The organism is Flavobacterium branchiicola, assembly GCF_018383905.1.
GTDB lineage: Bacteria > Bacteroidota > Bacteroidia > Flavobacteriales > Flavobacteriaceae > Flavobacterium > Flavobacterium branchiicola.
In genome coordinates, this window is record NZ_JAGYWA010000005.1 from 389,230 (window position 1) to 415,369 (window position 26,140).

Consider the following 26,140-nt stretch of genomic DNA (forward strand, 5'->3'; position numbering starts at 1 on the left):
AAATTTATTACAATGAAAAAGTTTATTTTATCCTTAGTACTCATGGCTGTAACAACAAGTTACAGCCAAGAGCTAAACCTACCGGTATTTACGCAGTATTTAGCTGATAACCCTTTTGTACTTTCACCTGCTTATGCAGGTATTGGAGACAATCTTAGAATTCGTGCAAATGGACTTACACAATGGGTTGGGATTAAAGACGCACCCGAAAACCAGTCGTTATATGCTGATTTCAGGATTTTAGATCGTTCGGGAGTTGGACTTTCTGTTTATAATGATAAAAACGGATACACAAGACAAACAGGTGCCAAGATATCTTTTGCGCACCACCTTATTTTGAATTATTATTCAAAGCAATACCTGTCTTTTGGTATTTCGTATAACTTCAATAGTTTTAGAATCGATGTTGATGAATTCAATAATACAATAGAACATCCTATTCTGGATCCGTCGGTTACAGATAATCGTTATACAGCAAATAACAACTTTGACATTAGTGCTTTGTACCGAAACAAGAACTTCTATTTAAGTTTCAATGCCAATAACGTATTAAAGAAAAACACTGATAAATACCGTGGAGTTGAGCCTAACTTGCTTTCCAATTATCAGGTTTACACCGGAATTGTTTTAACTGATGGTGAAAACAGACGTATCGAGTACGAACCATCTGTTTACTACCAGTACTTTGCCAGTGATAAACGTTCTACAACCGATTTCAACTTCAAATACAGACGTTACAATCGTTACGAAGATTATTATTGGATTGGAGTTTCGTACCGTTTCTTAAACGATCAATTTCCAAAACCATTATCAGTTGGGCCAATGGCTGGTTTCATGAAATCCAGATTTTACTTCGGATATTCTTATCAGGTTATGTTCAACGATCTTGGAAACTACAATACAGGTACTCATTCAGTAACTATAGGTTTTGATTTCTTGCAGTCAATAAGTAATTGTCCTTGTACGCAGAGTCCGGTTCACGACTAATCAAGATGCAAAACCATTTTTAAAGGCAAATAAGCCCTTATCATAAAGCGAGTCGCAACATTATGTGTTTTTACCGCAATAATTTGAAATAAACTGGCAATAACATTAAATTTGAATACTATCAATTGTACCTTCAAAACGATAGCGATCAAATTCGATTTATGAAAGCAAAATTTTCACTTTATGCGAAACATATAGTACTGTGCCTCGCTTTTTTATTTTTGCCGTATGCCTTCACATCGACAAATACTATTTTTTCGTTGCCGCATTTGTACACCAATGCACACGATCGTATTTACTTCTTTATCTATTTTACGCTCCTTTGCTTTTTCTATTTTAACTATTACTACTTAATTCCTAAGTTATATTTCACAGATAAAAAGCTCGTTTACTATGGCATCATCGCCATTTTTCTATTATTTTTTCTTTGGATTTCTACCGTTCTGGATCATCCAAGCCGAAACTTTTTAGACTTTAGAGACCAGCCCGTTCATTTTACAAATATGCATCGAATATCTCCCGATGGTTTTCGCCCGCCGCCACAAATGGAAAGAGAAATGCCATTTGAATTTAAAGGAGGCCCGCCAACACAATACAGTCATACAACTTTGGTTTATTTAATCGGAGTTATTTCAAGTTTGCTTTTTGCCATTTCCGGCAGACTTCAAAGTGTAGAAGAAGAAAAAGTAAAATCGGAACTCGCATTTTTAAAAGCCCAGATAAATCCCCATTTCTTGTTTAATACCTTAAACAGTATTTATGCTTTGGCTTTAAAAAAAGACAATAAAACACCCGATGCTGTAATTCAGCTTTCAGAATTAATGCGGTACATCATGACCAATTCAAATGATGAAGTTATTGATTTACCCAAGGAAATAAATTACATCAATAATTTTATTTCACTCCAAAAAACACGTTTAGGGAATACCGTAATTGTAGATTATAAAGTAACCGGAAATAGTTTTGGAAAACAAATCACACCGCTTATTTTGATATCGTTCATAGAAAATGCCTTTAAGTATGGTGTAAATCCCGATCAGACTTCAGAAATTTGTATTAGTATTGATATCAAAGAAGATCAGCTCATTTTATGGGTTTCCAATAAAAAAATCGACTCAGTTTATTCAGAATCCGGAATTGGACTCCAAAATACGATCAAGCGACTAAAATTAGTATATCCCAATAGACATCAGCTTAAAATTATTGACACTCCGGATAAATACACCGTAAACTTATCTATAAAACTGGCATGATAAAAGCAATTGCATTAGATGACGAGCCATTGGCATTAGAAATTCTTCAGAATTTATGTGATACGATCGATTACATAGAACTGACCAGAACCTTCACGAAATCTGATGAAGCCTTTAAGTACCTCAAAAAATATCCCGTCGATTTATTGTTTTTAGACATCAATATGCCATCGATTTCCGGTTTAGATTTTTATAAAAAGCTGCCAGTTAAAACCATGGTTATCTTTACAACCGCACATTCAGAATTTGCTGTTGAAGGTTTTACACTCAGCGCAACCGATTATCTTTTAAAACCCATTTCGCTAGCCCGTTTTCAGCAGGCAGTAGAAAAAGCATCTTTACAATTAAAATTACTGAGCCAGAACATTGAGCAGCAATACCTTTTTATTCGTGCCGATTACAGTTTGATTAAAATCCTGTTTTCTGACATTTTATATATTGAAGGCTTAGACGATTATCTTAAAATTCATATTCAGAATCAAAAGACTGTTGTGGCAAGAATGACCTTAAAAGCCATACTTCAGAAATTACCAGAAACAGAATTTATTCGCGTGCATCGCTCGTTTATTATTCCCGTTTCTAAGATTGAGAAAATCAGGAACAAAGTGATCTTCATTGACAATGCCGAAATCCCGATTAGTGCAAGTTATGAAGAAGCCTTTTTTTCAATTTTAGATCAAAAACAAAATCAACAAAAATAAAATTTTTACTACAAAACAAACTTTTTCTTTCGTTCACCGCATAAATTTTAGCCTTTACCTCAAACTTTTCTGAACGCTGTAATTTCTAATAATTTTACTTGAAAATAACTGTTAATCATTCAATTGAAATAACATTTAAATCAAAAAGAAATGAAAAGAAAAGAGTTTTTAAGAGGTTTGGGTTTAGTAGGAATTGGCTCTTTGGCCATCCCGATTATTAATTCCTGCAGCAAGGACAATGATTCTTCAGACACTTCTACAGATACAGGTTCGGGTTCAGGATCTGGTTCCGGTTCTTCATCTGGTGATTGTTCCGTAACGCCGTCAGAAACCGCCGGACCTTTCCCGACAATTACACCATCTTCACTGGTAAAATCAAATATTGTAATGGACAGAACAGGTGTTGGTTTTACGATCAACATTACAATCAAAAATACAAAAGCAAATTGCGAAGTTTTAAAAGACGCTATTGTAGATATTTGGCATTGCGATAAAGACGGCTATTATTCAGAATACGGAGGAACCGGAATGCAATCTGTAAATTATACTTCTGTACACTTTTTAAGAGGCAGACAAACCACAGATACAAATGGTTTAGTAACCTTTACCTCCATTTTTCCTGGTTGGTATTCCGGCAGAGCAACGCATATTCATGTACACATTTATAATGCAAGCGGAACCTCATTATTAGTAACCCAAATTGCTTTTCCCGAAGGTTCAAATAGCGCAGTAGCTTTAGTAAACGCATCTTCAGCAAACGGATATACTAAAGGATTAAGTGGTTATACTTATAATACATCCGATAATGTATTCTCAGATTCGACAACAAATGAAATGGCAACCGTTACCGGAAACATAACCGAAGGCTTCGTTTTGGCACACACCATAAACGTGGCAAGTTAGATTTAAACAACACAAAATGATAGCGCAAATTCCAGCTCAGATCTATAAGTCAGATACACGAGGTATTTTCCATTCAGAAAAGCACAATTGTTTCGCGACTTTTAATTTTGAACATTACCATGATTTATTCAGAACAGCTTTCGGAAGTTTAAAAGTTTTAAACGAAGTAATATTGGCGCCCCAACAAGCAATCACAAGAGAAATTAGTGCAAATACAAATGTGATTATTTTACCGCTGTTTGGCGGTGTTGAGTATAAAGATAATAATGGTAATGAGGAATTTTTGCGCTTAGAGCAAATTAGGGTTATGGCTGCCGATGATGATTTGTCTATTGAAGTTTTTAATCCGTATGAAAGTGAAAATATCAGTTATCTCGAAATTAATTTCCAGATGGGAAAGCAATATTTTAAAAATTACTTTCAACAATATGAATTTGATTTCCATTCGCGAAATAAACTAAACAACTTATTCGAAATCGAAAAAGCAATTGGTTTTATTGGCGTTTACGACGGAAGAAAAGAAGATTCTTATACATTGAAAAATCCGGAGAATGGCGTCTTCGTTTTCATAATTCATGGTGCTTTTGAAGTCGAAAATCGATTATTGGAAGCCAAAGACGGTTTAGCGCTCAAAAAAACAGAAGCCATAGAATGGGAAGCACTATCTGAAAACGCCGTTTTGTTAGTAATAGAAGTTCCATTAAAAGATGAAAATTAAAAACATTAAACTGGCTTATCGAATTGTCCTTGACAACACATCAACATTTTTATGGGATAAATATGTGTTTGAAGATACTTTCAAAGAATATCAAATGCAAAGTCAGCAATTTAATTCAGTTGCCAATCCAAAAAATACGTTCAGAGAATTATTAGCCGAAAATGAAAAAGCCCAACAATTGCATTTCTTAACCGGAATTGCCGCAAACAGTTATGTAGAAGAGCTTAAAGGTAATTTTCACAGAGTTACCGATGTTTTGGGCAATAATTATTTTCCGTTTATCAATTATCAGCTCGATATTATCAATACAGACAGTACAGATATTTCGAAACATCGAATCGGTATCACATTTTATTCTCCTTTGCTAACGTATTTCGGAATCGTTGAAGGAAATTACCTTGTTTCGAAAAATAGCGATGATACCAATGAATATGAAACGCTTATGTTTCCTGTACAAAAGAATTTGTCTATCTGCTATATCCAAAAAGAGTAGCGAGACATAAAAACCAAAAACAAAAATAATTCGTTTCATTTTTGCCTTTTCTGTCAGTCTGTAGGCAGGAAAGGTTTTTTTGTAATAAGAAGCCTGACCAAATTGAGAGCAGAAATTGTGTTTAATATTTAATAAACCAATTTATTTGTGAAATTATAACGTTTTCGTTGTTTTAGTTAACGATTTTTTGTTTTTTTCGAATTTATTACATCAGTAAAAGGTCTATATTTGTTGTTCTTTCTAAAAAATTAAAAAAAACTATCAAATGAAAACTTTAAACGATTTCGATTTCAAAAATAAAAAAGCAATAATCCGTGTTGATTTTAATGTGCCTTTAGATGAAAATTTCAATGTAACGGATGCAACACGTATTGAAGCAGCTAAACCAACTATTGACGCTATTTTAGCGCAAGGCGGAAGCGTAATTTTAATGTCGCATTTAGGAAGACCAAAAGGCGCTGAAGAAAAATACTCTTTAAAACATATTTTAAAAACAGCTTCAGAAATTTTGGGTGTTCAGGTTAAATTTGCTGAAAACTGTGTAGGTGAAGCTGCTCAGACTGCTGCAAAAGATTTAAAACCAGGTGAAGTTTTATTATTGGAAAATTTACGTTTTCACGCAGAAGAAGAAGCTGGAGATGTTGCTTTTGCAAAAGAATTAGCTTCATTAGGAGATATTTATGTAAATGATGCTTTTGGAACTGCACACAGAGCGCACGCTTCTACAACTATTATCGCACAATTTTTTCCAAATGATAAATGTTTCGGAACATTATTGGCTAAAGAAATTGACAGTTTAAACAAAGTACTTAAAAACAGCGAAAAACCGGTTACTGCTGTTCTTGGAGGATCTAAAGTTTCTTCTAAAATCACCGTTATCGAAAATATATTAGATAAAGTAGACCATATGATTATTGGTGGAGGAATGACTTTTACTTTCGTTAAAGCACTAGGTGGTAAAGTTGGAGATTCAATCTGTGAAGACGATAAACAAGAGTTAGCACTTGAAATTTTAAGATTAGCAAAAGAAAAAGGAGTTCAGATTCATATTCCGGTAGACGTAGTTGCTGCTGATGATTTCTCAAATACAGCAAACACACAAATTGTAGACGTAACAGCTATTCCTGACGGATGGCAAGGTCTTGATGCAGGTCCTAAATCTTTAGAAAACTTCAAAAAGGTAATTTTAGAATCTAAAACTATTTTATGGAACGGTCCTTTAGGCGTTTTTGAAATGGAAACTTTCTCTAAAGGAACAATTGCATTAGGTGATTATATCGCTGAATCTACTAAAAACGGTGCTTTTTCTCTAGTTGGAGGAGGAGATTCTGTTGCAGCTGTAAAACAGTTCGGATTTGAAGACAAAATGAGCTATGTTTCTACTGGTGGCGGGGCAATGCTGGAAATGTTAGAAGGCAAAACACTACCGGGAATAAAGGCAATTTTATAACAGAATAGGACAATTAACATTTTTTTACCTATATTTAAGCCCTAAACTTTTTAAGTTTGCAGAAATATAGAGACTATAATTGTCTGAATTATAGAATTTTAAATTAATGTTATATGATTATAAAGAAAATATCCATCTTAGCTACTGCACTTTTTTCGGCAACTATGTTTGCACAGGAAAGTGCAGTTGCAAAGCTGGAAATTAACCCCGAAGTAAAATTATCGTATTTAGATTCTGTTAAAAGTACTTTCAAAAAAAACGAGATGGCTGCAAAAGCAGACAGTCTTTGGATGAAAGAATTAACCAGCCTTGATATTTACGACGATTTATCAAAAGACATCCAAACCATAAATAAGGATGTTACGGTTGATGAAGAATTGCCAACAGAGTTGTTAAAGCAACGTTTACAGGCAATGAACGAAAAGTCACCTTTTAATATTGAATACAATCAAGGATTAGAAAATATCATAAAGTCATTCCTTAAAAATCGGAAAAAATCGTTTTCCAGATTAATGGCTTTATCAGAATACTACTTCCCGATCTTCGAAGAGTCTTTCGCAAGACACAATATTCCTTTAGAAATAAAATATTTAGCCGTTGTTGAATCCGCTTTAAACCCTAAAGCAGTTTCTAAAATGGGCGCAACCGGTCTTTGGCAATTCATGTACGGAACCGGAAAACAATACGCACTTAAAATTGACTCGTATATTGACGAACGTAGTGATCCTATGAAAGCTACAGCAGCTGCGAGTGAATACATGACCAAAATGTTTGATGTTTTTGGTGATTGGGAACTTGTTTTAGCTTCTTACAATTCAGGCCCAGGAAACGTAACAAAAGCAATTCGTCGTTCTGGCGGACAAACAAAATACTGGGATATTCGTAATTTCCTTCCAAAAGAAACACAAGGATATGTACCAGCTTTCTTAGCAACAATGTATCTTTTTGAGTACCATAAAGAACACGGAATAAATCCGGAAAGAGCTGTGGTTAAAAACTTTGAAACCGACACACTGAACATTAAAAGAGAAATGACATTCAAGCAAATCGCAGATTTGTTAGACATGCCGCAATCTCAAATTCAGCTTTTAAATCCATCTTATAAGTTAAATGTAGTTCCTTATTATCAGGGAGAGCAACATGCTTTACGTTTGCCAAAAGATAAAATAGCAACATTTGTTTCTAATGAAGATAAGATTTATGACTATGTTGCGTATCAATCTACAATAAAGTCTATACCAGCAAGACTGGCAATGAAAATTGCTCCAAAGGTTAGACCTCAGGTTCAGTCGGAAAAGGCGATAAACACCGATTTGCAACTGTATAAAGTGAAAAAAGGAGATAACTTAGGCGCAATTGCAGATAAATACAATGTTAATGTTTCGGATATTAAAAAATGGAACAATCTTAAATCTAATGCCGTTGCATTAGGAAGAACATTAAAAATTAAATCTGATGTAGACCCGGTTAAAGCTTCAAAAGAGATAAAATCAATTCCTGCTGTAGAGAAAAAATCTGAAGAAGCAATTGCAAGTACAGATGATAAAGACAAAAACGCAGGTCAGCCTCAGGAGTATGTTGTAGCTGCTGGAGATAATTTAGGCAGCATTGCTAAAAAATTCGGTACGACTATTGCGGAGTTAAAAGAATTAAATAATTTAACGTCTAATAATATCGGTTTAGGAAAAACAATAGTGATTTCTAAAGATGTTCCGGAAATTCAAGAAACTTCAACAGCTAATACAGCTATTGCATCAAATGCTTCAATTGATTCTTTCAAGAAAAGTGCAACATCTGCAAAAAGCATCAGCGAAGATTATTACGTTAAAAAAGGAGATTCTTTATACAGCATTTCAAAAAAATATCCTGGAGTTACGATTTCGGATATTAAAAAATGGAATGGTATAAAAGATGGAGATATTAAACCCGGAATGAAACTTAAAATAAACGGATAGTAAAAAAAACATCTAAATTTGGGTTTTATTTCATAAATTAAAAAAATGAATAAAACCCATTTTTTGTTTCTAATAATACCGTTTTTGCTTTTATCATGTCTAAAAACCGATAAGCAACCACAGCCTGTATCAGGAAAAACCAATACGATTTCGATAATTATCGATGATCAGTTGTGGTACGGAGAAGTTGGCGACAGTATTCGTAATAAATTTGCCTCGCCCGTTTTGGGACTTACTCAGGAGGAACCACTTTTTACAATAAATCAATATCCTGCCAAATTACTCGAAGGCTTCGTGACCGATAGCCGAAGCATTATTATTGTAAAAAAAGCAGCAACAGAAAAGTTCGAATACATTCGAAGTAAAAACCTTCCGCACAATACCTTTCGCATTTACGCAAAATCAGTAGAAGATATAATTTGCAGTCTCGAATTAAATTCGGCTCAGATTATCAAGATGATTAGAGACTCGGAGATTCAAAAAATTCAGGAGGACAATAGTAAATCATTACTGCATCCTGCAATTATCAAGAATAAATTTCACATTAATATTCAGATTCCGGTTGGTTATGAATATATGCTGCATAAAAAGAATTTTATCTGGCTTAAAAAAGACATCATCAGCGGAAACACCAGTTTACTTATTTACCAGATTCCGCTTCATAACTTTAAAAAAAATAACGTAGTCTCAGACATTATCAAAATGCGTGATTCTGTTGGTTATTATATCAAAGGCAGAGAACCCAATACCCGTATGATTACAGGCGAAGCTTATGCCCCTTATTTCTCTACGATACTTTTAGACGGAAAGAAAACCTATGAAACAAAAGGAACTTGGGAACTCAAGAACGATTTTATGGCAGGCCCTTTTATTAATTATGCTATTGTAGATGAAAAATACAATAGAATACTGGTGATTGAAGGTTTCTGTTATTCGCCTTCCAATCAGGAACGCGATTTAATGCTGGATCTTGAAGCGATTATTAAATCGGTTAAGATAGATAAAAGATAGTTTTATTTGTTTCAAGTTTCAGGTTTCAGGTTTTTTGCGTTGTTTGATTATTGATGTCTTTCTTAGCGGCAGTTGTTCTAACTTGAAACGTGAAACCTGAAACTTGGAATCTAAAACAAATGCCTTTATAATTTTTCTTACTTTTGTTTATAACAAACATAAAAACAAATAGTTATGAAAAAGTTAACCGCAACATTAGTAATTTTAGTATTGTGTTTTATTTCTTGTAAAAAAGAAGAAAAGACCGAAGTTGTTACAACAAAAGATTCAGATAGTATAAAAACAGAAGAGCCGGTTGCAGAAATACCTGTAGATTCTGCCACACAAGCCAAAGCATGGCAAGCTTATGCCACTCCCGGAGAACCGCACAAATTATTAGCAGATGAAGTAGGAACATGGAATTGCGACATGACTTTTTGGTACGAACCAAATGCAAAACCAGAAAAAGCATCTTCGGTTGCTACGGTAAAAATGCTTCTTGGCGGACGTTATCAGGAAACAGATTATAAAGGAACTATTATGGGCGCCCCTTTTGAAGGAAAAGGAACAGTCGCTTACAACAACGCAAGTAAGGAATATACCAACACATTTATCGATAACATGGGAACCGGAATGATGGTGGGCATGGGAACTTATAATGAGGCCAACAAAACAATGGAACTGAAAGGCGATGTTGTAAACCCAATAACAGGAAAAAAATCACCATATCGTGAAGTATATACGATTGTTGATCCAACCACACGAAAATTGGAAATGTACGATACAAAAAATGGTGCCGAATATAAAAGCATGGAAATTATCATGAAAAAGAAATAATTTTTAAAGGCTCAAAGTAGCAGAGGTTCAAAGGGACAAAGTTTCTCTTCGCTTTTGTCTTCCTGAAGAAGGCAAGATCACAAAATCACCCGATTGCAATTTGTAGTCGGGTTTTTTATTTGGATTCAGCATTTTTTATACCCAGAAAATAAAAAGTTAACTTTGCGACTTAGTGCCTTTGTGGCGAAACTTTAGTTAGAATGGAATTAAAATGGAAAATAAAGCCTTTTGAGGCATTAACTGTTCATGAGTTATACGATTTGCTTAAAGTAAGAAGTGAGATCTTTGTAGTGGAGCAAAACTGCGTTTATTTAGATCTTGATGGTAAAGACAAGAAAGCATTGCACTTACTTGGCGAATATGATGGTAAAATTGTAGCTTATTCCCGCTTATTTGATGCCGGAATCAGTTTTGATAATGCCTCAATTGGAAGAGTAACAGTTCATGCAGATTATCGCGATAGAAAATGGGGACATGATTTAATGCGTGAAGCCATTGCTGGAATAAAAGCAAATTTTGGAAAAGATAAAATTACAATTGGCGCACAGTTGTATTTAAAAAAGTTCTACGAAAGCCACGGTTTTGTTCAGTCAAGCGAGATGTACCTTGAAGACGATATCGAGCATATTGAGATGATAAGAGGATAATAATACTAATCGTAAAACCCGACAGGTTTTTAAAACCTGTCGGGTTTGCTCATCAAGTTTTGTCATTTCGACGTAAGGAGAAATCACACTAGAAACTCGACAAAGATTGGCGATCCTCTTTACGGAATCCCGCGTGCGATTCCTCGTTCCTCGGAATGACAAGTTTGCGTGAAAAATGGTAGTATGAAATTATACGCAATCTTGTCATCCTGACGAAGGAAGGATCTCCGCAAGTAGCTCCACAAAGTAAATCAAAAGCAGTTTCCGCTTAGTTTTGTCATTTCGACGAAGGAGAAATCTCACTAGAAACTCGACAAAGATTGGCGATTCACTTTACGGAAATTCTTATGTGATTTCTCCTTACGTCGAAATGACAAAACTGAGTGTGTAATTCGCTGCGGAAAAACTTTTCAGGATTGCTTGTGGTGAAGCTTTAAGTGTTTGCTATCTCTCAAGTTTCTCTACAATATTGTCATTTCGAAGTAAGGAGAAATCCTCGCAAGTAACTCCTCACAACTAAATTAATTCTTAACAGCAACTTTGTTGCAATAAATATTTTTAAAGCTGTAATAAGTTAAATTACAAGAGAATACCAGTATTTCTTAAAGTAATACTTTATGTCACTTTGCTATGTTTTAGGATTTAAAGCTTTAAATTTTGGTAATCAAAAACTCTACACGGCGATCAAAATTATCTCCCCTTCCCAGCGGATATTTATTGCCACAACCCTGATATGACATTCGGTTTTTAGAAACTTTTTTCGAGCTCAAATAATTGAAAACAGTTTTGGCGCGATTCCAGGAAAGTCTTCTTTCGTTGGTGTCTTTGTCGATTCCGTCGCTGTAAATTTCGGGAGTGCAACATACGTGACCGCGAATCTCAAATTTTAGATTCTTTTGCGTTTGCAGTTTAGTGGCAATTTTATCAAGTTCTTTTTTTGAAGACGGAGTTAGCTTTGCGCTTCCAATATCAAATAAGATGCTTTCGAGATAGATTTTATCGCCAACTTTCAGATTATCTTTAAACGAAGTGTAAATGCCTTTTCCAAAACTGTTACGTTTTACCACGATCAAATCAACCCGACGATTTTTGGTTCTCGTTTCGTGAAGATTTTCTACAGTGTCGGGTTTTACGACTATGCGGCCTTTACCTTCCAGAATGACTATTTTGGTTTCATTGAATCCGGCAGAAACCAATAGATTCTGAATCGTATTGGCGCGATTATTAGATAACGCATAGTTATACTCATCGTTACCACGATCATCGCAGTAGCCATAAATTTGTATCGACTCTACTTTTGTAGTGTCAATAGATTTAATAAAATTAGTTACAATTTCGGTTTGTTTGGGAGTCAGATCATATTTGTCAAACTCAAAATAAATGGTTTCAATGGGTTTTTGTTGTGCCGATAAATTGTAAATAATAAACAGAAATAAGGGTAAACAAATTTTCATTTCTTTTTTTACATTTTTAAAATCGTTTTGTACTCAGTTTGATTATTTAAAACGTTGACTGCTTTTTTAATTTCTGAATTGTTTTTGATATAAAATTGATATAAACCTTCCTGATACTGATATCTTTTGATTAACTCTTCCTGAATCAGATTTCGGATTTCTTTTTGATTTTTGTCTAATAAAGTGTTTTCGCTCTTTTCTAAAGCCGCAAGTAACTGCTGATATTCCGGAGCGATTGTTTCGTCTATTTTTTCGTTTTTAGCTGCGTTAAGCGTGTTTTTTAATGCAATCTCGGTCTCTGTATCAAAACTGATTTTATTTGTTTTTAAATACTGCTTAAAACTCGTGTAATCGGCATCACTTACCACAGGGATTTTATCTCCAAGATTTGGGTTTTTGTAATAATACGTCGTGGCATAATCAAAAATACCATCGTTTTTTAGCAATGCTGTCGTAATTGGACTCATTTTGGTTTCGTCTAGTTCAATATCCGGCAAAACGCCACCACCGTCATAAACGGTTCTTCCTTTTCTGGTTTTAAACGCATTAAAGTTTTTAGCATCTGTTTTTTGAGCCACTCCATTTTTATCTTTATGAGCATAATCCAAAGCCTGAATACAACGACCAGAAGGAGTATAGTAGCGGGAAATTGTAACTTTCAGTTGAGTTCCGTAAGTTAAATCAACAGAACGTTGCACCAGACCTTTACCAAAACTACGGCTTCCTAAAATTACGGCACGATCAAGATCCTGCAAAGCTCCCGATACAATTTCGGAGGCAGAGGCACTTCTTCCATTTACTAAAATGGCCAGCGGAATTTGAGTGTCAACTGGTTCTTTGTTTGTTTTGTAAGTGTTATTATGTTTTTCGATTCTTGATTTTGTAGTTACAATAACCTCATTCTTCGGAACAAATAAATTACAGATATCAATAGCCTCATTCAACAATCCACCCGGATTTCCTCTTAAATCAAGAACGATTTGTGTTGCTCCATCTGCTTTTAGTTTTTCTAAAGCTTCTTTAACTTCACTAGATGCTTTACGACTAAAATGTGCTAAAACAATATAACCAGTTTTATCATCGATTTTTCCGTAAAACGGAACAGATTTAATATCAACTTCATCCAAAATCAATTCAGTTGTCATTGTTTTTCCCTGACGAAGGTATTTTATCGCAATTTTGGTATTTTTAGTTCCCTTTAGTAATTGCGAAGCATCATCTTTAAAATCGGCAATTAAAACATCACCAATCTGTATGATTTCGTCTCCGGCTTTTAATCCGGCTTTGTCGGCAGGATAGTTTTTGTACGGTTCGCGAACAATTAATCTGTCTTTCTTCCTGGCGATCATAGCACCAATTCCGGTATATTCGCCCGTATTGTTGATTTTGAAATTAACAACATCCTGCTCATTAAAATAAACCGTATAAGGATCCAGACTTCCTAACATGCTCTTAATGGCTTTGTCCATTAAATCGCCCGGATTAGTTTCGTCTACATAATTTGTATTGACCGCTTTAAACAGCGTTGTGAAAATTTCTATTTGCTTGGCAATTTCAAAAAAATCGTCTTTGAAACTAGTTCCAATAAATAAAAACCCTGCCGCAACAGTGGGTACAATGAATCTCTTTTTTAAATATGGATACATGATTATTCTTTTTTTCTTCTTTTTAATCTTTTTCTAATAAAATACGCAAATACGACAAATAAAACTATAAACGGCCAGGAACTTAACAATGAAAGCAATAAATCGGATAAAGTGTAGAATCCAGATTTAGTAGCATTCCAAAGTTTAGAACCGTATGAAATTTTAATGCCTTCTTTTTCGGGTATTGTTTTATAAAACTCAATAGTAATTGTACTCTCAGAAACACGGCTTTCCAAATATTTTAATTGCCCTTCTTTGGATTCAATTTCTTCACGAATAGCAGAAATTTGTTCTTCGATTTCTAAAATTTCACTTACTTTATTGGCTTTCTTTAAAATTTCGAGATAGCGTTCTTCGAGTTTTTTCTTTGTTTTTAATCGGGAAGTTAAATCGATAAATTCTTCTGTAACATCATGTGCTGATATATTTTTAACTTCAAAATAAGAAATACCTTTAGAAACATCATTTATAAAACGATCAAAATTCTGGCTTGGTACTTTTATCGTAAGATTTCTAAAAAGAGTTCCAAAATCTTTTCCTTCAGAATCATTTATAATTCGAGCTTTATTATTTGTAACCGCTTTTTGAATTTGATTAAAAGAGTTTTCTAAATTATCGGTTTCAAATTTTAAAGTCGCTTCTTTAATTATTTTTTGCTCGATTTGCTCTTTGAATTTCGGAGGTGACGGTGGTTCTGGAGAAGAAGGATCAGGTTTTTTGTCATAAGCAACGTTTTCTACTTTTGCAGGCATTTGAATAGAAGAAACAACAATATTATCTTCGTTTGAAGCTCCAGTTTTATTACAGCCAGAAAGAACTAAGACAAAAACAACTAAAAAGAGAAGATGTCGCATAAAGTTTCAATTTAGAGCTAAAACTACAATTTTTTTATAATTTTCTATCTAATTTGAGAAACAAAGTTGTGTTTGAGAAAACTAAGACTCTTTTTTAGTTTCAGAATCTGGAGTTTTGTTTACTTGCAGTAAAAATTTTTCAAATAACTGAATCGTTTTGGTATTGATTTCTTCGTAAGATAAACGGTCTTTACTTTGGTAAAAAAACATTATAGAATAAGAACCTTCTGCGTTATTCCAAAGTATATGTTTGTTAAGTCTGTAGGTTTCTCTCAAGACTCTTTTGAAGTAATTTCGGTCTACGGCTTTCTTGAAATATTTCTTAGAAACCGAAACACCAAGTTTGATTTTTTCTCCCGAATTATCTTCCTCCTGACGATAAACCAGACGAAGTGGATATTTTGATACCGATTTTCCTTCAGAAAACAGTAATCCAATCGTTGTTTTGCTTTTTAAGCGTTCGTTTTTTGGGTAAGTAAAGTTCATTTAATTCAGAAAAAATTTGCAAATTCTGTGGCAAAGGTACAATTAAACGATAAAAACCGTTATTGTTTTCAATTTTTATACGGCTAAAAATTAATTTATTACTTTTGGCAATTAATTTTTTAAGCATGCAAAAGATAATTTCGTATCCCATATCCGTTATTTATTATTTATGTTTTGGATTGTGTTTGGTGGTTTTTCATCCAATACAATGGATTTGCTTAAATGTTTTTGGTTATCAGGCACACAAAAAAAGTGTTGATTATCTGAATTTTTGGCTTTTAAGATGTACTAATCTTGTTGGAACTACTTATAAAGTCACTGGAGTAGATGATATTCCGAAAGGAGTTCCAATTATTTTTGTCGCAAATCATCAAAGTATGTACGATATCGTGACAATGATTTGGTACTTTAGACGTTTTCATTGTAAATTTGTGAGTAAGAAAGAGTTAGGAAGCGGAATTCCGAGTGTTTCTTTTAATCTGAAACATGGCGGATCTGTGCTTATTGACCGTAAAGACCCTAAACAAGCTATCCCGGTAATTAAAGGCTTGTCTGAATATATCGAAAAAAATACCAGATCTGCGGTTATTTTTCCTGAAGGAACACGTAGCAAAACTGGAAAACCGAAAGAATTTGCACAAAGCGGTTTAAAAATCCTTTGCAAATATGCGCCCTCAGCTTATGTTGTTCCGGTTAGTATAAACAATTCCTGGAAAATGGTGCGCTATGGTATGTTTCCGGTTGGTTTAGGAAATCACCTGACTTTTACAGCACACAAAGCTATGGCTGTAAAAGATTATGATTTTGCCGATTTGATGGCTTTAACAGAAAAGGCTGTGGTAGAAGGAGTAAACGAGTATAAATAGATTTAATTTTTAGTTGATCTAAAATTTAAATCCCAAATCTAAAATAAGTAATGTCTATAAAAAACATTAGATTAGAAGTGATGCAGTTTTTGGAAAAAAACGTTGACAGCTTCGTTGAACAGTATTTAATTCCAGTGGAAAAAATTTGGCAGCCGTCAGACTTTTTGCCTAATTCTGAAGGAGATAACTTCTTTGAAGAGGTAAAAGAATTACGCGAAATTGCTAAAGAATTACCATACGATTTCTGGGTTACGCTTGTTGGTGATACTATCACTGAGGAAGCTTTGCCTACATACGAATCATGGTTAATGGATGTGGAAGGTATAAACCAAGTGGAAAACGGTGGCAATGGATGGTCTAAATGGATCAGACAATGGACCGGAGAAGAAAACCGCCACGGAGATCTTTTAAATAAATACTTGTATTTGTCTGGTCGTGTGAACATGCGTGAAATCGAAATGACAACACAGCATTTAATCAACGACGGTTTTGATATTGGAACTGGATCTGATCCGTACAAAAACTTTGTATATACCAGTTTTCAGGAATTAGCAACTTATGTGTCGCACAACAGAGTAGCTCAAATGGCTAAGAAGTTTGGTGACAATAAATTGTCTAAAATGTGTAAAATGATTGCAGGTGACGAAATGCGTCATCATCATGCTTATAGCGAATTTGTTACCAGAATTTTTCAGGTAGATCCAAGCGAAATGATGTTGGCTTTTCAATACATGATGAAGCAAAAAATCGTTATGCCAGCTCACTTTTTAAGAGAATCTGGACAAAAAATAAGTACTGCATTTGAGCAATTCTCTGATTCTGCACAACGTATCGGTGTTTATACAGCAAATGATTATGTTGATATCATGCAGAAATTAATCACCAAATGGGAAATTGATAAAATCTCTAATTTGACTGATGAAGCAGAAAAAGCACGTGATTATTTAATGAAATTGCCGGCTCGTATGGCAAAAGTATCTGAAAGATTAGTAATTCCGCAGGAATCACACATCTTTAAATGGGTTGAACCAGCGAGACTATAAATTTTAGATTGCAGATTTTAGATTTAAAATTGATTTTTGTAATTAATATTGATATTGAAATTTTTGTTGATTGTTGAGGTTTCAAAACTTTGACAATCAACATTTTTATTTAAAAGAATACTATTTCTTAACAGTAAATACCACGGAACAATTATGAGTAATCCTGCTTTAATACATAAAACAATCTCTTTTGTAAAAGAAAAACTAAATGATGCCGAAGGCGGACACGATTGGTTTCATATTGAGAGAGTTTATAAAAATGCACTTTTAATTGCAAACGATACCAATTGTGATTTGGTTGTGGTACAGTTAGGCGCATTGCTTCATGATATTGCCGACAGTAAATTCCATAATGGCGATGAAGCTATAGGGCCAAAGACAGCCCGTGCGTTTTTAGAAGCCGAAAATGTTTCTGAGGATACAATCCAGCATGTAGTCAATATCATTGAAAATATCTCTTTTAAAGGCGGAAATTTTGAAAAGAAGTTCTCTTCTGTCGAATTAGATATTGTGCAGGATGCCGATCGCCTAGATGCGATAGGAGCAATTGGAGTGGCAAGAGCCTTCAATTATGGCGGATTTAAAAACAGAGCATTATACGATCCGGAAATTGCTCCCATGACAAATATGACAAAAGAGGAGTACAAAAAGAATAATGCCCCGACAATAAATCATTTTTACGAAAAGCTTTTACTCTTAAAAGATAAAATGAATACAGAAAAGGGTAAAGAAATCGCTGCAGAAAGACATCGTTTTATGGAATTATTTCTTGCTCAGTTTTATGCCGAGTGGGAAGGGGTGAAGTAAATTTTTATTAAAAATTTAGCTGATATATTTATACATCATATAGAAATAAGTAATTGTCGCAGCGCATAAAAAACCTAATGTAAACCACAGTAATCGGGCAACTCTGTTGTCTCTTATTATTTCCATTCTATCTTCTTGTGTCATTTTAGATAAGTTTTAGAAATCAAAAGTAACGACAGAAAATATACAAACAGGTCATTTTAGGCTTTTAAAATAGCAGAATAAGACATTTTTATACCTTCAAACAAAAAAGCTTCAGATAGATTTTAATTTCTATCTGAAGCTTTTTTACTTTGCAGCTATGAACCTTTGCTTCTTTGTTTCTATCTTTTTAAGAACATCCACAATCAGTTCCGTTACCGCAGTCTTTTTTCTTTTTGGATTTCCAGAAGAATTTTTTGATCAAAAAAGCAACTGCAAATCCTAATATAGCAAAGGCAATAATTTCCTGTATCATAACTTTTTATTTTAAGAATTGATAGGCTAATAATGCTGTAAAGTAAGCCAGACCACTCATAAACACAAGTTGCATTGCCGGCCATTTCCAGGAATTAGTCTCTTTTTTAGTGATTGCCAGTGTACTGGCACATTGCATGGCAAAAGCATAAAACAGCAATAAGGATATTCCCGTTGCAAAATTGAATACTTTTTGCCCATTTTCAGGATGAATTTCCTGCTGCATTTTACTTTTTATGGTTGCTTCGTTGTCACTGTCACCAACACTATAAATTGTGGCAAGCGTTCCAACAAAAACTTCGCGGGCAGCAAACGAACTAATTAACGCAATCCCGATTTTCCAATCGTAACCCAAAGGCGCAATTGCAGGTTCGATTGCTCTTCCCATTAAACCGATATATGAATTCTCTAATTTTTGAGAAGCCACTTCGTTTTCAAACTGAGCTTCATCAATTTTGGTGTCTGCGAATCTTTCTTTTACAATAGTTTCCGCCTCATTAAAATCTTTTCCCGGACCATAAGAAGCTAAGAACCATAAGATAACAGAAATCGCTAAAATGATTTTACCCGCACCAACCACGAATGCTTTGGTTTTCTCGACAACATTGATTCCCACATTTTTAAAAAGGGGTAATTTATAACTTGGCATTTCGACCACGAAATACGTTTTTGAGTCCAATTTTAAAACCTTATTTAAAATATAAGCCGATATAATTGCTGTAGCAAATCCTAAAACATAAAGAAACATCAATGTTAATCCCTGAAGATTTAAAATTCCAAAAACACGTGTACTCGGAATTACCAACGAAATGATAATGGCGTAAACAGGTAATCTTGCTGAACAAGTTGTGAATGGCGTTACCAAGATCGTAATAAGGCGTTCTTTCCAGTTTTCAATATTTCGGGTTGCCATAATTGCCGGAATTGCACAGGCAGTCCCCGAAATTAAAGGCACAACACTTTTACCCGAAAGCCCAAATTTGCGCATAATTTTATCCATCAGGAAAACAACACGGCTCATATAACCGCTTTCCTCCAGAATGGAAATAAACAAAAACAAAAAGGCAATTTGCGGAATAAAGATTATGACACCACCAATTCCCGGAATAATTCCCTGCGAAAGCAAATCGGTCAAAATACCACTTGGTAATTCTGCTGCTGCCCAAGCGCTTAAGGATGCGAAAGTGCTGTCAATAAAATCCATTGGAATTGTTGACCAGCTAAATATCGACTGGAATATTAAGAATAAAATAGCAAAGAAAATAACGTAACCCCAAACTTTGTGCGTTAAAACACGATCCAGTTTAGCGCGAATGTCTTTTGCCATCGAAGCATCGACTTTTAAACCTTCTTTAAGAACCTCATTGATAAACTGATAACGTTTAATAGTTTCCTTTTGCTGTAATCGTTTTAATTCTGAATGCGATTTGGTAAAAGTACTTCTGATTTCATTTCGGTCTAAATTCGAGAAATTAACGTCTTGTGTAATAACAAGCCATAATTTATATAAAAGCTGATTCGGAAAAGCATGTTGCAACTTTTCAAAATACGGTTCATCAATTACTGAAGCATTTAAGCAAGGTTCATGCGGAATCGTTTTATAAGAAACAATAAGGTTTTTTAATTCTTCAATTCCCAAACCTTTACGTGAACTTACAAGAGCTATTTTAGTTTTTAGTTTTTCTTCTAAATACGGAATGTCCAATGTAATTCCTTTACGCTCCATACGATCAGACATATTGATTACCAGAATTGTCGGAATTTCAAGGTCTTTTATTTGAGTGTAAATCAGCAGGTTTCTTTTCAGATTTTCAACATCTGTTACTACAACTGCTACGTCTGGATATAATTTGTCGTTTTTGTTTAGTAAAAGTTCAATTACCACACTTTCGTCCATTGAACTGGCGTTCAAACTATACGTTCCGGGTAAATCCAGAATGTTGGCTTTAATGTTATGAGGTAATTTACAAAAGCCCATTTTTTTCTCCACCGTAATGCCGGGATAATTCCCAACCTGTTGATTTAAACCGGTAAGCTGATTAAATACAGAAGTTTTTCCGGTGTTCGGATTCCCAATCAGGGCAACGTTAATATTCTGAATGCTCATTACAAATTGGTTTTGATAAGTTCAACTTCAATTTCACGAGCAGTTTCTATACGAATAGCGACATGCGAACCGTTTATGTCTAAATATAAAGGATCTCCAAAAGGAGCAATTTGAAGTAATTCGACCAAGCTGCCCGGCAAACAACCCATTTCTAATAACTTTAGAGGAATAAGATCGATATCAAAATCTTTGATAATGGCTTTTTCGCCTTTTTTCAGAGTGTGAATTGTATTTTGCAAGCTTATTTAGATTGAATTTAGATTGCAAAAATAGACAATTATTCTTTATTTCAAGGCATTTAACACCTTTGAAAATGCTAAATCTTTCTAAAAATAAGGGATTTTACTCTTTACACAAGAAATCGATGTCTTCCAAAAGACGTTTGATTTCTTCTTTGTTTGTTCCGTCATAAAAACCACGAACACGTCTTTTTTGATCTACCAGAACAAAATTCTCAGTATGAACCATATCATATAATTGATCCGGACGACCTAACTTAACCGCCAGATAAGATTTTCTGGCCATGGTATAAATGTCTTTTTTATCGCCGGTAACCAAATTCCACTTACTGTCAACAACGCCATATTTTACGGCATAAGCTTTAAGTACAGAAACGCTGTCAACTTCCGGGAAAACAGTGTGTGAAAGCAACATCACTTTTGGATTGTTTAAGACTGCTTTTTGAACATCAACCAGATTGGTAGACATTTTTGGACAGATAGATCCGCAGGTTGTAAAAAAGAAATCGGCAACATAGATTTTTCCTTCGTAATTTTTTTGAGTAATGGTATCGCCATTTTGATTAACAAACGAAAAATCGGCAATAGTGTGATATTTACTTTTGTATTGAACCGTACTGTCAACCAATTCCGGATTTACATCGGCAGGATTATAAATTGGTAATGTTTTTTGTGGCTTTAATGCAGAATAAAATAAAGATATAGTAACAACCGAAAAGACAATTAAAACAATAAAGAATTTGCGGTATTTATAAAGAAGCGATTTCATAAAAATAATTTGGCGCAAAAATACGAAAAGAGCATTTTAAAAGTCGCAATTTTAATGCTTTTTAACAAGTTAGATTTTTTATTAATCTCGCAAAGTTGCAGAGTCGCAAAGTTTTTTATTTAAGTTAAAGATCGCTGATCTTTAAATCATTCTATTGATAAACTTAAAACGCAAAGCTTAGAAAATTTAAGTTTTGCGACTCTGCGACTTTGCGAGATTAAAAAATCAACGAAATGAAAATTCCTTTAAACTTTTGGTTTTCGGATGGATTTATTAACCAGATATATTCCGGACAAGGTTACAATACTGCCTATAATAATAGCCTGCGTGAGCATTTCTCCAAAAATAAGCGAACCTAAAATCATAGCTACAATTGGATTGATGTATACATAAATGCTGCTGATTTCTGTTGGAAGATGTTGCAACGTATAAATGAAGGCAATAAAAGTAAGTACAGAACCGATAATTACCAGATAAGCAATTGCCCACCAGGAAACGCTTGGTATTTTATCTAAAGAAATGTTCATACCCAAAGGTTCTGTAATGCCGTAAAGTATAAAACTCGAGATAAGCATTTGAAGTCCTAAACTAAAATACGGATTAAAACTTGCTGCTTTTTTCTTTGTATGTAATATTCCGAAAGCCCATGTAATGGTTGAAACAATAGTTAACAGAATTCCGAATTGAAAATCGGGTTTAAAAAACTCTGTTAAATGATCCATGAAAATAATACAGATTCCGCCAAAACTGATTAAAATTCCGGTTAGTGCCAGTTTTGCTACTCTTTCGCCTTTAAAGAAATTAATCATAATAATCCATACAGGAAATATAGCGCTGATAATAGCGCCCAATCCCGAGCTGATGTATTTAACTCCCCAGGTACTTAAACCATTGCTGCACACAAAATTTAAAAAGGTAAGAATCAGGATTGTTCCCCATTGTTTTCCTTTTGGCCAAGGTTCTTTTTTTAAAACGAAATAGGCAACATACAATATTCCTCCAAAAAACTGACGAATCGTGGCTAATTGAAGTGCCGGCATATGTTTTACACCTTCTTTTGAGGCAAGCCAGGTCGTTCCCCAGGCAAAACTTACCCAACATAATGCGAGAATTGGAAATCCAATAGCTTCAATTTTTCCTGAAAAGGCATTCTGAATTTTTGCTTTCATCCTGATTTAAATTCGATTAGCAAATATTCCAAAAACAATTTTATTTATTGTAAGAAAAGTAAAAGTTAATTCATGAAAAGATTTAATGATTTCTATTAATCGGGTGTAATAAAAATACTTCTTTTTGTCTATTAGAAAAATTTTAACATATAATATCAAAATTTAACAATAAGTTTGTATTCGCACTAAAAACTTAAATAATAATGAAAAGACAACTAAGCAAACCATTGTTTTGTGCTTTTTCGGTAATGTTTTCATTAACTGCCGTTAATGCTCAGGATACAACTTCAAAAGAACCGGGTATAAATGTTTCTTACATGGATACTAAAATTAGTCCGACTCAGGATTTTTTTAAATATGTAAACGGAGCCTGGCTAAATAAAACGGAAATCCCGAGTGACAGAACAACCTGGGGAAGTTTTAATGAGTTAATTAAAAGAACAGACAAAGATGTAATGGCTGTTTTGAAGGAAGCTTCGAAAAACCCAAGTTACAAATCGAATACAGATCAGGGAAAAGCGATTAATTTATTCAATACTTATCTGGATTCTGTTGGAAGAAATAAAAGAGGGATTGAGCCTTTAAAACCTTATTTGAAAAAAATCGACGCAATTAAAAATGTTACTGATGTTCAGAAATATTTAGTCGAAATGGAGAAAGAAGGCGGTTCTGGATTTTTTGGAATTTACATCGGAGCTGACGACAAAAACAGTTCTAAAAATTCTGTAAACCTTGCTCCAAGTCAACTTGGACTTTCAGATAAAGATTATTACGTTTCTGATGAAAAAGATTCTAAAGAAAAGCGTGCTAAATATGAATTGCATGTAGCAAGAATGCTTCAGTTTATTGGAGAATCGCCAGAAAAAGCAAAACAAAGTGCTGCTGAAATTTTAGCTTTAGAAACAGAATTGTCTAAACCAAGATTAAACAGAGTTGAAAGAAGAGACAGCCGTTTACAATACAACCCAATGACAGTTGCTGATATTCAAAAGTTGACTCCAGCGATAAAATGGAACGATTATTTTACAGGTTTAGGAATTACGAAATTAGATACTGTAATCGTTTCTGAACCTAAATACATGACTGCTTTGGAAACTGTTTTTAAAGAAAACAAAGTTGCACAATGGAAAGAATATTTAAAATGGGATTTGTTAAACAGCGTTGCCAGCAAATTGACAACAGAAATTGATAATGCAAATTTTGATTTTTACAGCAAAACATTAAGAGGTGCAATTAAACAGCTTCCTGCTGAAGAAAGAGCGCTAAATGTGGTTAATGGATCAGTTGGTGAGGCTCTTGGGAAACTTTATGTAGAAAAAGTTTTTCCTGCTGAAGCTAAAAACAAGGCAGTTGATATGATTCATAATGTTATTACGGCGTACCAAAACCGTATTAATAATTTAAGCTGGATGTCTAAAGAAACGAAGGTAAAAGCAATTGAAAAACTTAATAAAATTACAATTAAGGTTGGATACCCAGATAAATGGAAAGATTATTCTGCTCTTGAAATTAAAAGTGTTGCAGAGGGAGGAAGTTACATTGAAAATGTTAAAAACATATCGAGATGGAATTTTAAGAAAAGCATAGATAAATTGTCCAAACCAGTTGATAAAACAGAGTGGCACATGTCTCCACAAACTGTAAATGCTTATTACAATCCATCTTACAACGAGATTGTTTTCCCGGCAGCAATCTTACAGCCTCCTTTTTACAATTATCAGGCAGATGAAGCTGTAAATTACGGTGGAATTGGTGCAGTAATTGGACATGAGATTTCACATGGTTTTGATGATTCTGGTGCACGTTATAATGCCGAGGGAAATCTTGTTGACTGGTGGACAGAAGATGATTTAAAACAATTTACAGAACTTGGAACTAAATTAGCAGATCAGTATAGTGCTTTAGAGCCATTACCTGGAATTCATGTAGATGGTAAATTTACTTTGGGTGAAAATATTGGTGATTTAGGCGGAATCAACGCTGCTTTTGATGGTTTACAATTGTACCTGAAAGCACACGGACGTCCGGCATTAATTGACGGATTTACTCCGGAACAAAGATTCTTTATTTCCTGGGCTACCGTATGGAGAACTAAAACAAGAGATGAGGCACTTAAAAATCAAGTAAAAACAGATCCGCATTCTCCGGGAATGTACAGAGCATATGTTCCAATTCAGAACGTTGATGCTTTTTACGACGCTTTCGCAATCAAGAAAGGGGATAAAATGTATATTGAGCCAGAAAAACGAGTTAAAATCTGGTAGACTTATATTAAAAACGGCGCTTATTAAGCGCCGTTTTCATTTTTATTCAATAGCGATATAAATATCAACTTCAGCATTTTCAGGGTTGTTGGCTTTTTCTCCATAAACTTCAAAATCAGTTGTAAAAGATCTTTTTAAATCTGAATTCCAAATTTTTATCCATTCATCAAAAACGATTCCGTCAGAAAGTCTCCCATTTACAATATATCTTTCGTAAGAGGTTTGTTCAATTACTTTTCCTGTCATTCCTTCCGGAATATCATTTAAACTTTTTACGGCACATCCAATAATCGTTGTGTAAGGTTTGGTATGATCTTTTTCATAATCAGTATAAAGGCAAATGATATCTTGAGAAGTTTTATTGGGAATTTTTTCTGCAATTGCTTCCGTTATAAAAGTATTCCAAAGTACTGGAATGTCTTGTCCTGATTGTCCGTTTTCATTTGTTGTTCTAACCGAAATACCAATTACATTGAATTTTTGAGTATACATTTCTTTAAATTTATGATTAATGAATCAAAGTTAAAATGAACTGGTGACAATGGTATGTCAGTAGTTCGTAAAGATTTTAAAATTTAAGGCATAAAAAATGGCGCAAATCTGCACCATTTTTATTTGAGTAATATAAATTAGTCAATTATTTCAAATTACTGTAAATATATGCTTCAATTGCTTTTAATTCATCATCAGACATTGCCTGAGTTATTGGCAGATTGGTTTTCATTACCGAAAACTGACTTGGGTCTACAATTGGTTCAGCATTTCCTTTTAAGAAAGTAACAATATCACCCTTTTTGTCTTTGTATGTTTTCCCGATTTCTTTAATGCTTGGTCCAATAACTTTTTGATCCGGCTGATGACAGGAAACACAGTTTCCGCTTCCTTCAAAAATTTCCTTTCCTAAATCTTCCGGTGTTTTGGCTTTCGCTGATTCACCTTCAGAAGAATCAGTTGTAATTTCAGTTGCTTTTCCAAAAGGTTCCTGACTTTCTTTTTTACAAGATGCAAAAGCTAAAACTGCTGCTAAGAATACTATTTTTTTCATT

27 protein-coding genes are annotated in these 26,140 nt (G+C 34.1%); 15 read left to right on the top strand and 12 right to left on the bottom strand.

Annotation, left to right across the window (positions count from 1 at the left end):
- Positions 1–12 precede the first annotated feature (12 nt).
- The 11 genes from KHA98_RS14810 to KHA98_RS14860 all read left to right on the top strand — a co-directional run bounded on the left by KHA98_RS14810 (position 13) and on the right by KHA98_RS14860 (position 10,934).
- Positions 13–987, top strand: coding sequence for a PorP/SprF family type IX secretion system membrane protein (locus KHA98_RS14810; protein WP_246522352.1), 975 nt, complete (start codon positions 13–15; stop codon positions 985–987).
- 161 nt (positions 988–1,148) lie between these two features.
- Positions 1,149–2,240: a sensor histidine kinase gene (locus tag KHA98_RS14815; protein ID WP_213258700.1), complete on the top strand. Its 1,092-nt coding sequence runs from the start codon at positions 1,149–1,151 to the stop codon at positions 2,238–2,240.
- Positions 2,237–2,941, top strand: coding sequence for a LytR/AlgR family response regulator transcription factor (locus KHA98_RS14820; RefSeq protein ID WP_213258701.1), 705 nt, complete (start codon positions 2,237–2,239; stop codon positions 2,939–2,941). The genes KHA98_RS14815 and KHA98_RS14820 overlap by 4 nt, the downstream gene beginning before the upstream one ends.
- A gap of 150 nt (positions 2,942–3,091) precedes the next feature.
- On the top strand, positions 3,092–3,844 hold the full coding sequence (locus KHA98_RS14825; protein ID WP_213258702.1) for a dioxygenase family protein: 753 nt from the start codon (positions 3,092–3,094) through the stop codon (positions 3,842–3,844).
- A gap of 16 nt (positions 3,845–3,860) precedes the next feature.
- Positions 3,861–4,562, top strand: a complete 702-nt coding sequence (locus KHA98_RS14830; protein WP_213258703.1) for a pirin family protein — start codon at positions 3,861–3,863, stop codon at positions 4,560–4,562.
- Positions 4,552–5,055, top strand: coding sequence for a hypothetical protein (locus KHA98_RS14835; RefSeq protein ID WP_213258704.1), 504 nt, complete (start codon positions 4,552–4,554; stop codon positions 5,053–5,055). Before KHA98_RS14830 ends, KHA98_RS14835 begins: the two co-directional genes overlap by 11 nt.
- 265 nt (positions 5,056–5,320) lie before the next feature.
- Positions 5,321–6,505, top strand: coding sequence for a phosphoglycerate kinase (locus KHA98_RS14840; protein ID WP_213258705.1), 1,185 nt, complete (start codon positions 5,321–5,323; stop codon positions 6,503–6,505).
- A gap of 113 nt (positions 6,506–6,618) precedes the next feature.
- Positions 6,619–8,460 (top strand): LysM peptidoglycan-binding domain-containing protein, encoded by a 1,842-nt coding sequence (locus KHA98_RS14845; RefSeq protein ID WP_213258706.1) that lies wholly within the window; start codon positions 6,619–6,621, stop codon positions 8,458–8,460.
- Between the two features lie 45 nt (positions 8,461–8,505).
- Positions 8,506–9,471, top strand: a complete 966-nt coding sequence (locus tag KHA98_RS14850; protein WP_213258707.1) for a DUF4837 family protein — start codon at positions 8,506–8,508, stop codon at positions 9,469–9,471.
- Between the two features lie 174 nt (positions 9,472–9,645).
- Positions 9,646–10,287 (top strand): DUF1579 domain-containing protein, encoded by a 642-nt coding sequence (locus tag KHA98_RS14855; protein ID WP_213258708.1) that lies wholly within the window; start codon positions 9,646–9,648, stop codon positions 10,285–10,287.
- A 200-nt stretch (positions 10,288–10,487) separates the two neighbouring features.
- The gene (locus tag KHA98_RS14860; protein WP_213258709.1) at positions 10,488–10,934 is read left to right on the top strand and encodes a GNAT family N-acetyltransferase; all 447 of its coding nucleotides are present in this window, start codon (positions 10,488–10,490) and stop codon (positions 10,932–10,934) included.
- Between the two features lie 650 nt (positions 10,935–11,584).
- Here the strand turns inward: KHA98_RS14860 and KHA98_RS14865 are convergent.
- The 4 genes from KHA98_RS14865 to rnpA form a co-directional block, all read right to left on the bottom strand.
- Positions 11,585–12,388 (bottom strand): OmpA family protein, encoded by an 804-nt coding sequence (locus tag KHA98_RS14865; RefSeq protein ID WP_213258710.1) that lies wholly within the window; start codon positions 12,386–12,388, stop codon positions 11,585–11,587.
- Positions 12,389–12,396: 8 nt separating this feature from the next.
- A complete protein-coding gene (locus KHA98_RS14870) occupies positions 12,397–14,034 on the bottom strand; it encodes a S41 family peptidase (RefSeq protein ID WP_213258711.1) in 1,638 nt (545 codons plus the stop codon).
- Between the two features lie 2 nt (positions 14,035–14,036).
- Positions 14,037–14,888: a DUF4349 domain-containing protein gene (locus tag KHA98_RS14875; RefSeq protein WP_213258712.1), complete on the bottom strand. Its 852-nt coding sequence runs from the start codon at positions 14,886–14,888 to the stop codon at positions 14,037–14,039.
- A gap of 81 nt (positions 14,889–14,969) precedes the next feature.
- Positions 14,970–15,374 carry a ribonuclease P protein component gene (gene rnpA / locus KHA98_RS14880; protein WP_213258713.1) on the bottom strand — a complete coding sequence of 135 codons (405 nt, stop codon included), beginning with the start codon at positions 15,372–15,374 and terminating at the stop codon, positions 14,970–14,972.
- A gap of 125 nt (positions 15,375–15,499) precedes the next feature.
- On the opposite strand from rnpA, the gene KHA98_RS14885 reads away from it, so the two are divergent.
- From KHA98_RS14885 to KHA98_RS14895, 3 genes are all read left to right on the top strand, one after another.
- Positions 15,500–16,240, top strand: coding sequence for a lysophospholipid acyltransferase family protein (locus KHA98_RS14885; RefSeq protein ID WP_213258714.1), 741 nt, complete (start codon positions 15,500–15,502; stop codon positions 16,238–16,240).
- A 50-nt stretch (positions 16,241–16,290) separates the two neighbouring features.
- Positions 16,291–17,283 (top strand): acyl-ACP desaturase, encoded by a 993-nt coding sequence (locus tag KHA98_RS14890; RefSeq protein ID WP_213258715.1) that lies wholly within the window; start codon positions 16,291–16,293, stop codon positions 17,281–17,283.
- 153 nt (positions 17,284–17,436) lie between these two features.
- On the top strand, positions 17,437–18,090 hold the full coding sequence (locus KHA98_RS14895) for an HD domain-containing protein (RefSeq protein WP_213258716.1): 654 nt from the start codon (positions 17,437–17,439) through the stop codon (positions 18,088–18,090).
- Positions 18,091–18,105: 15 nt separating this feature from the next.
- Here the strand turns inward: KHA98_RS14895 and KHA98_RS23020 are convergent, their stop codons facing one another.
- From KHA98_RS23020 to KHA98_RS14920, 6 genes are all read right to left on the bottom strand, one after another.
- Complete coding sequence (locus tag KHA98_RS23020) at positions 18,106–18,234, bottom strand: hypothetical protein (RefSeq protein WP_262898993.1); 129 nt, start codon at positions 18,232–18,234, stop codon at positions 18,106–18,108.
- A 187-nt stretch (positions 18,235–18,421) separates the two neighbouring features.
- Positions 18,422–18,547: a FeoB-associated Cys-rich membrane protein gene (locus tag KHA98_RS14900; protein WP_144336753.1), complete on the bottom strand. Its 126-nt coding sequence runs from the start codon at positions 18,545–18,547 to the stop codon at positions 18,422–18,424.
- Between the two features lie 6 nt (positions 18,548–18,553).
- Positions 18,554–20,653 (bottom strand): ferrous iron transport protein B, encoded by a 2,100-nt coding sequence (gene feoB, locus KHA98_RS14905; RefSeq protein WP_213258717.1) that lies wholly within the window; start codon positions 20,651–20,653, stop codon positions 18,554–18,556.
- The gene (locus KHA98_RS14910) at positions 20,653–20,892 is read right to left on the bottom strand and encodes a FeoA family protein (RefSeq protein ID WP_026982352.1); all 240 of its coding nucleotides are present in this window, start codon (positions 20,890–20,892) and stop codon (positions 20,653–20,655) included. The genes feoB and KHA98_RS14910 overlap by 1 nt, the downstream gene beginning before the upstream one ends.
- 103 nt (positions 20,893–20,995) lie before the next feature.
- Positions 20,996–21,661, bottom strand: coding sequence for an SCO family protein (locus KHA98_RS14915; protein ID WP_213258718.1), 666 nt, complete (start codon positions 21,659–21,661; stop codon positions 20,996–20,998).
- A gap of 245 nt (positions 21,662–21,906) precedes the next feature.
- The gene (locus tag KHA98_RS14920) at positions 21,907–22,830 is read right to left on the bottom strand and encodes a DMT family transporter (protein WP_213258719.1); all 924 of its coding nucleotides are present in this window, start codon (positions 22,828–22,830) and stop codon (positions 21,907–21,909) included.
- Between the two features lie 203 nt (positions 22,831–23,033).
- On the opposite strand from KHA98_RS14920, the gene KHA98_RS14925 reads away from it, so the two are divergent.
- Positions 23,034–25,094 (top strand): M13 family metallopeptidase, encoded by a 2,061-nt coding sequence (locus KHA98_RS14925; protein WP_213258720.1) that lies wholly within the window; start codon positions 23,034–23,036, stop codon positions 25,092–25,094.
- Between the two features lie 42 nt (positions 25,095–25,136).
- Here the strand turns inward: KHA98_RS14925 and KHA98_RS14930 are convergent, their stop codons facing one another.
- Together KHA98_RS14930 and KHA98_RS14935 are read right to left on the bottom strand one after the other, a co-directional pair.
- Positions 25,137–25,586, bottom strand: coding sequence for a GyrI-like domain-containing protein (locus KHA98_RS14930; protein WP_213258721.1), 450 nt, complete (start codon positions 25,584–25,586; stop codon positions 25,137–25,139).
- 145 nt (positions 25,587–25,731) lie between these two features.
- On the bottom strand, positions 25,732–26,139 hold the full coding sequence (locus tag KHA98_RS14935; RefSeq protein ID WP_213258722.1) for a c-type cytochrome: 408 nt from the start codon (positions 26,137–26,139) through the stop codon (positions 25,732–25,734).
- Position 26,140 lies beyond the last annotated feature (1 nt).

Excerpts from the sequence above, each read along its gene's own strand:
- KHA98_RS14810 (WP_246522352.1), top strand. The coding sequence starts at position 13 with ATGAAAAAGTTTATTTTATCCTTAGTACTCATGGCTGTAACAACAAGT.
- KHA98_RS14815 (WP_213258700.1), top strand. The coding sequence starts at position 1,149 with ATGAAAGCAAAATTTTCACTTTATGCGAAACATATAGTACTGTGCCTC.
- KHA98_RS14820 (WP_213258701.1), top strand. The coding sequence starts at position 2,237 with ATGATAAAAGCAATTGCATTAGATGACGAGCCATTGGCATTAGAAATT.
- KHA98_RS14825 (WP_213258702.1), top strand. The coding sequence starts at position 3,092 with ATGAAAAGAAAAGAGTTTTTAAGAGGTTTGGGTTTAGTAGGAATTGGC.
- KHA98_RS14830 (WP_213258703.1), top strand. The coding sequence starts at position 3,861 with ATGATAGCGCAAATTCCAGCTCAGATCTATAAGTCAGATACACGAGGT.
- KHA98_RS14835 (WP_213258704.1), top strand. The coding sequence starts at position 4,552 with ATGAAAATTAAAAACATTAAACTGGCTTATCGAATTGTCCTTGACAAC.
- KHA98_RS14840 (WP_213258705.1), top strand. The coding sequence starts at position 5,321 with ATGAAAACTTTAAACGATTTCGATTTCAAAAATAAAAAAGCAATAATC.
- KHA98_RS14845 (WP_213258706.1), top strand. The coding sequence starts at position 6,619 with ATGATTATAAAGAAAATATCCATCTTAGCTACTGCACTTTTTTCGGCA.
- KHA98_RS14850 (WP_213258707.1), top strand. The coding sequence starts at position 8,506 with ATGAATAAAACCCATTTTTTGTTTCTAATAATACCGTTTTTGCTTTTA.
- KHA98_RS14855 (WP_213258708.1), top strand. The coding sequence starts at position 9,646 with ATGAAAAAGTTAACCGCAACATTAGTAATTTTAGTATTGTGTTTTATT.
- KHA98_RS14860 (WP_213258709.1), top strand. The coding sequence starts at position 10,488 with ATGGAATTAAAATGGAAAATAAAGCCTTTTGAGGCATTAACTGTTCAT.
- KHA98_RS14865 (WP_213258710.1), bottom strand. The coding sequence starts at position 12,388 with ATGAAAATTTGTTTACCCTTATTTCTGTTTATTATTTACAATTTATCG.
- KHA98_RS14870 (WP_213258711.1), bottom strand. The coding sequence starts at position 14,034 with ATGTATCCATATTTAAAAAAGAGATTCATTGTACCCACTGTTGCGGCA.
- KHA98_RS14875 (WP_213258712.1), bottom strand. The coding sequence starts at position 14,888 with ATGCGACATCTTCTCTTTTTAGTTGTTTTTGTCTTAGTTCTTTCTGGC.
- rnpA (WP_213258713.1), bottom strand. The coding sequence starts at position 15,374 with ATGAACTTTACTTACCCAAAAAACGAACGCTTAAAAAGCAAAACAACG.
- KHA98_RS14885 (WP_213258714.1), top strand. The coding sequence starts at position 15,500 with ATGCAAAAGATAATTTCGTATCCCATATCCGTTATTTATTATTTATGT.
- KHA98_RS14890 (WP_213258715.1), top strand. The coding sequence starts at position 16,291 with ATGTCTATAAAAAACATTAGATTAGAAGTGATGCAGTTTTTGGAAAAA.
- KHA98_RS14895 (WP_213258716.1), top strand. The coding sequence starts at position 17,437 with ATGAGTAATCCTGCTTTAATACATAAAACAATCTCTTTTGTAAAAGAA.
- KHA98_RS23020 (WP_262898993.1), bottom strand. The coding sequence starts at position 18,234 with ATGACACAAGAAGATAGAATGGAAATAATAAGAGACAACAGAGTTGCC.
- KHA98_RS14900 (WP_144336753.1), bottom strand. The coding sequence starts at position 18,547 with ATGATACAGGAAATTATTGCCTTTGCTATATTAGGATTTGCAGTTGCT.
- feoB (WP_213258717.1), bottom strand. The coding sequence starts at position 20,653 with ATGAGCATTCAGAATATTAACGTTGCCCTGATTGGGAATCCGAACACC.
- KHA98_RS14915 (WP_213258718.1), bottom strand. The coding sequence starts at position 21,661 with ATGAAATCGCTTCTTTATAAATACCGCAAATTCTTTATTGTTTTAATT.
- KHA98_RS14920 (WP_213258719.1), bottom strand. The coding sequence starts at position 22,830 with ATGAAAGCAAAAATTCAGAATGCCTTTTCAGGAAAAATTGAAGCTATT.
- KHA98_RS14925 (WP_213258720.1), top strand. The coding sequence starts at position 23,034 with ATGAAAAGACAACTAAGCAAACCATTGTTTTGTGCTTTTTCGGTAATG.
- KHA98_RS14930 (WP_213258721.1), bottom strand. The coding sequence starts at position 25,586 with ATGTATACTCAAAAATTCAATGTAATTGGTATTTCGGTTAGAACAACA.
- KHA98_RS14935 (WP_213258722.1), bottom strand. The coding sequence starts at position 26,139 with ATGAAAAAAATAGTATTCTTAGCAGCAGTTTTAGCTTTTGCATCTTGT.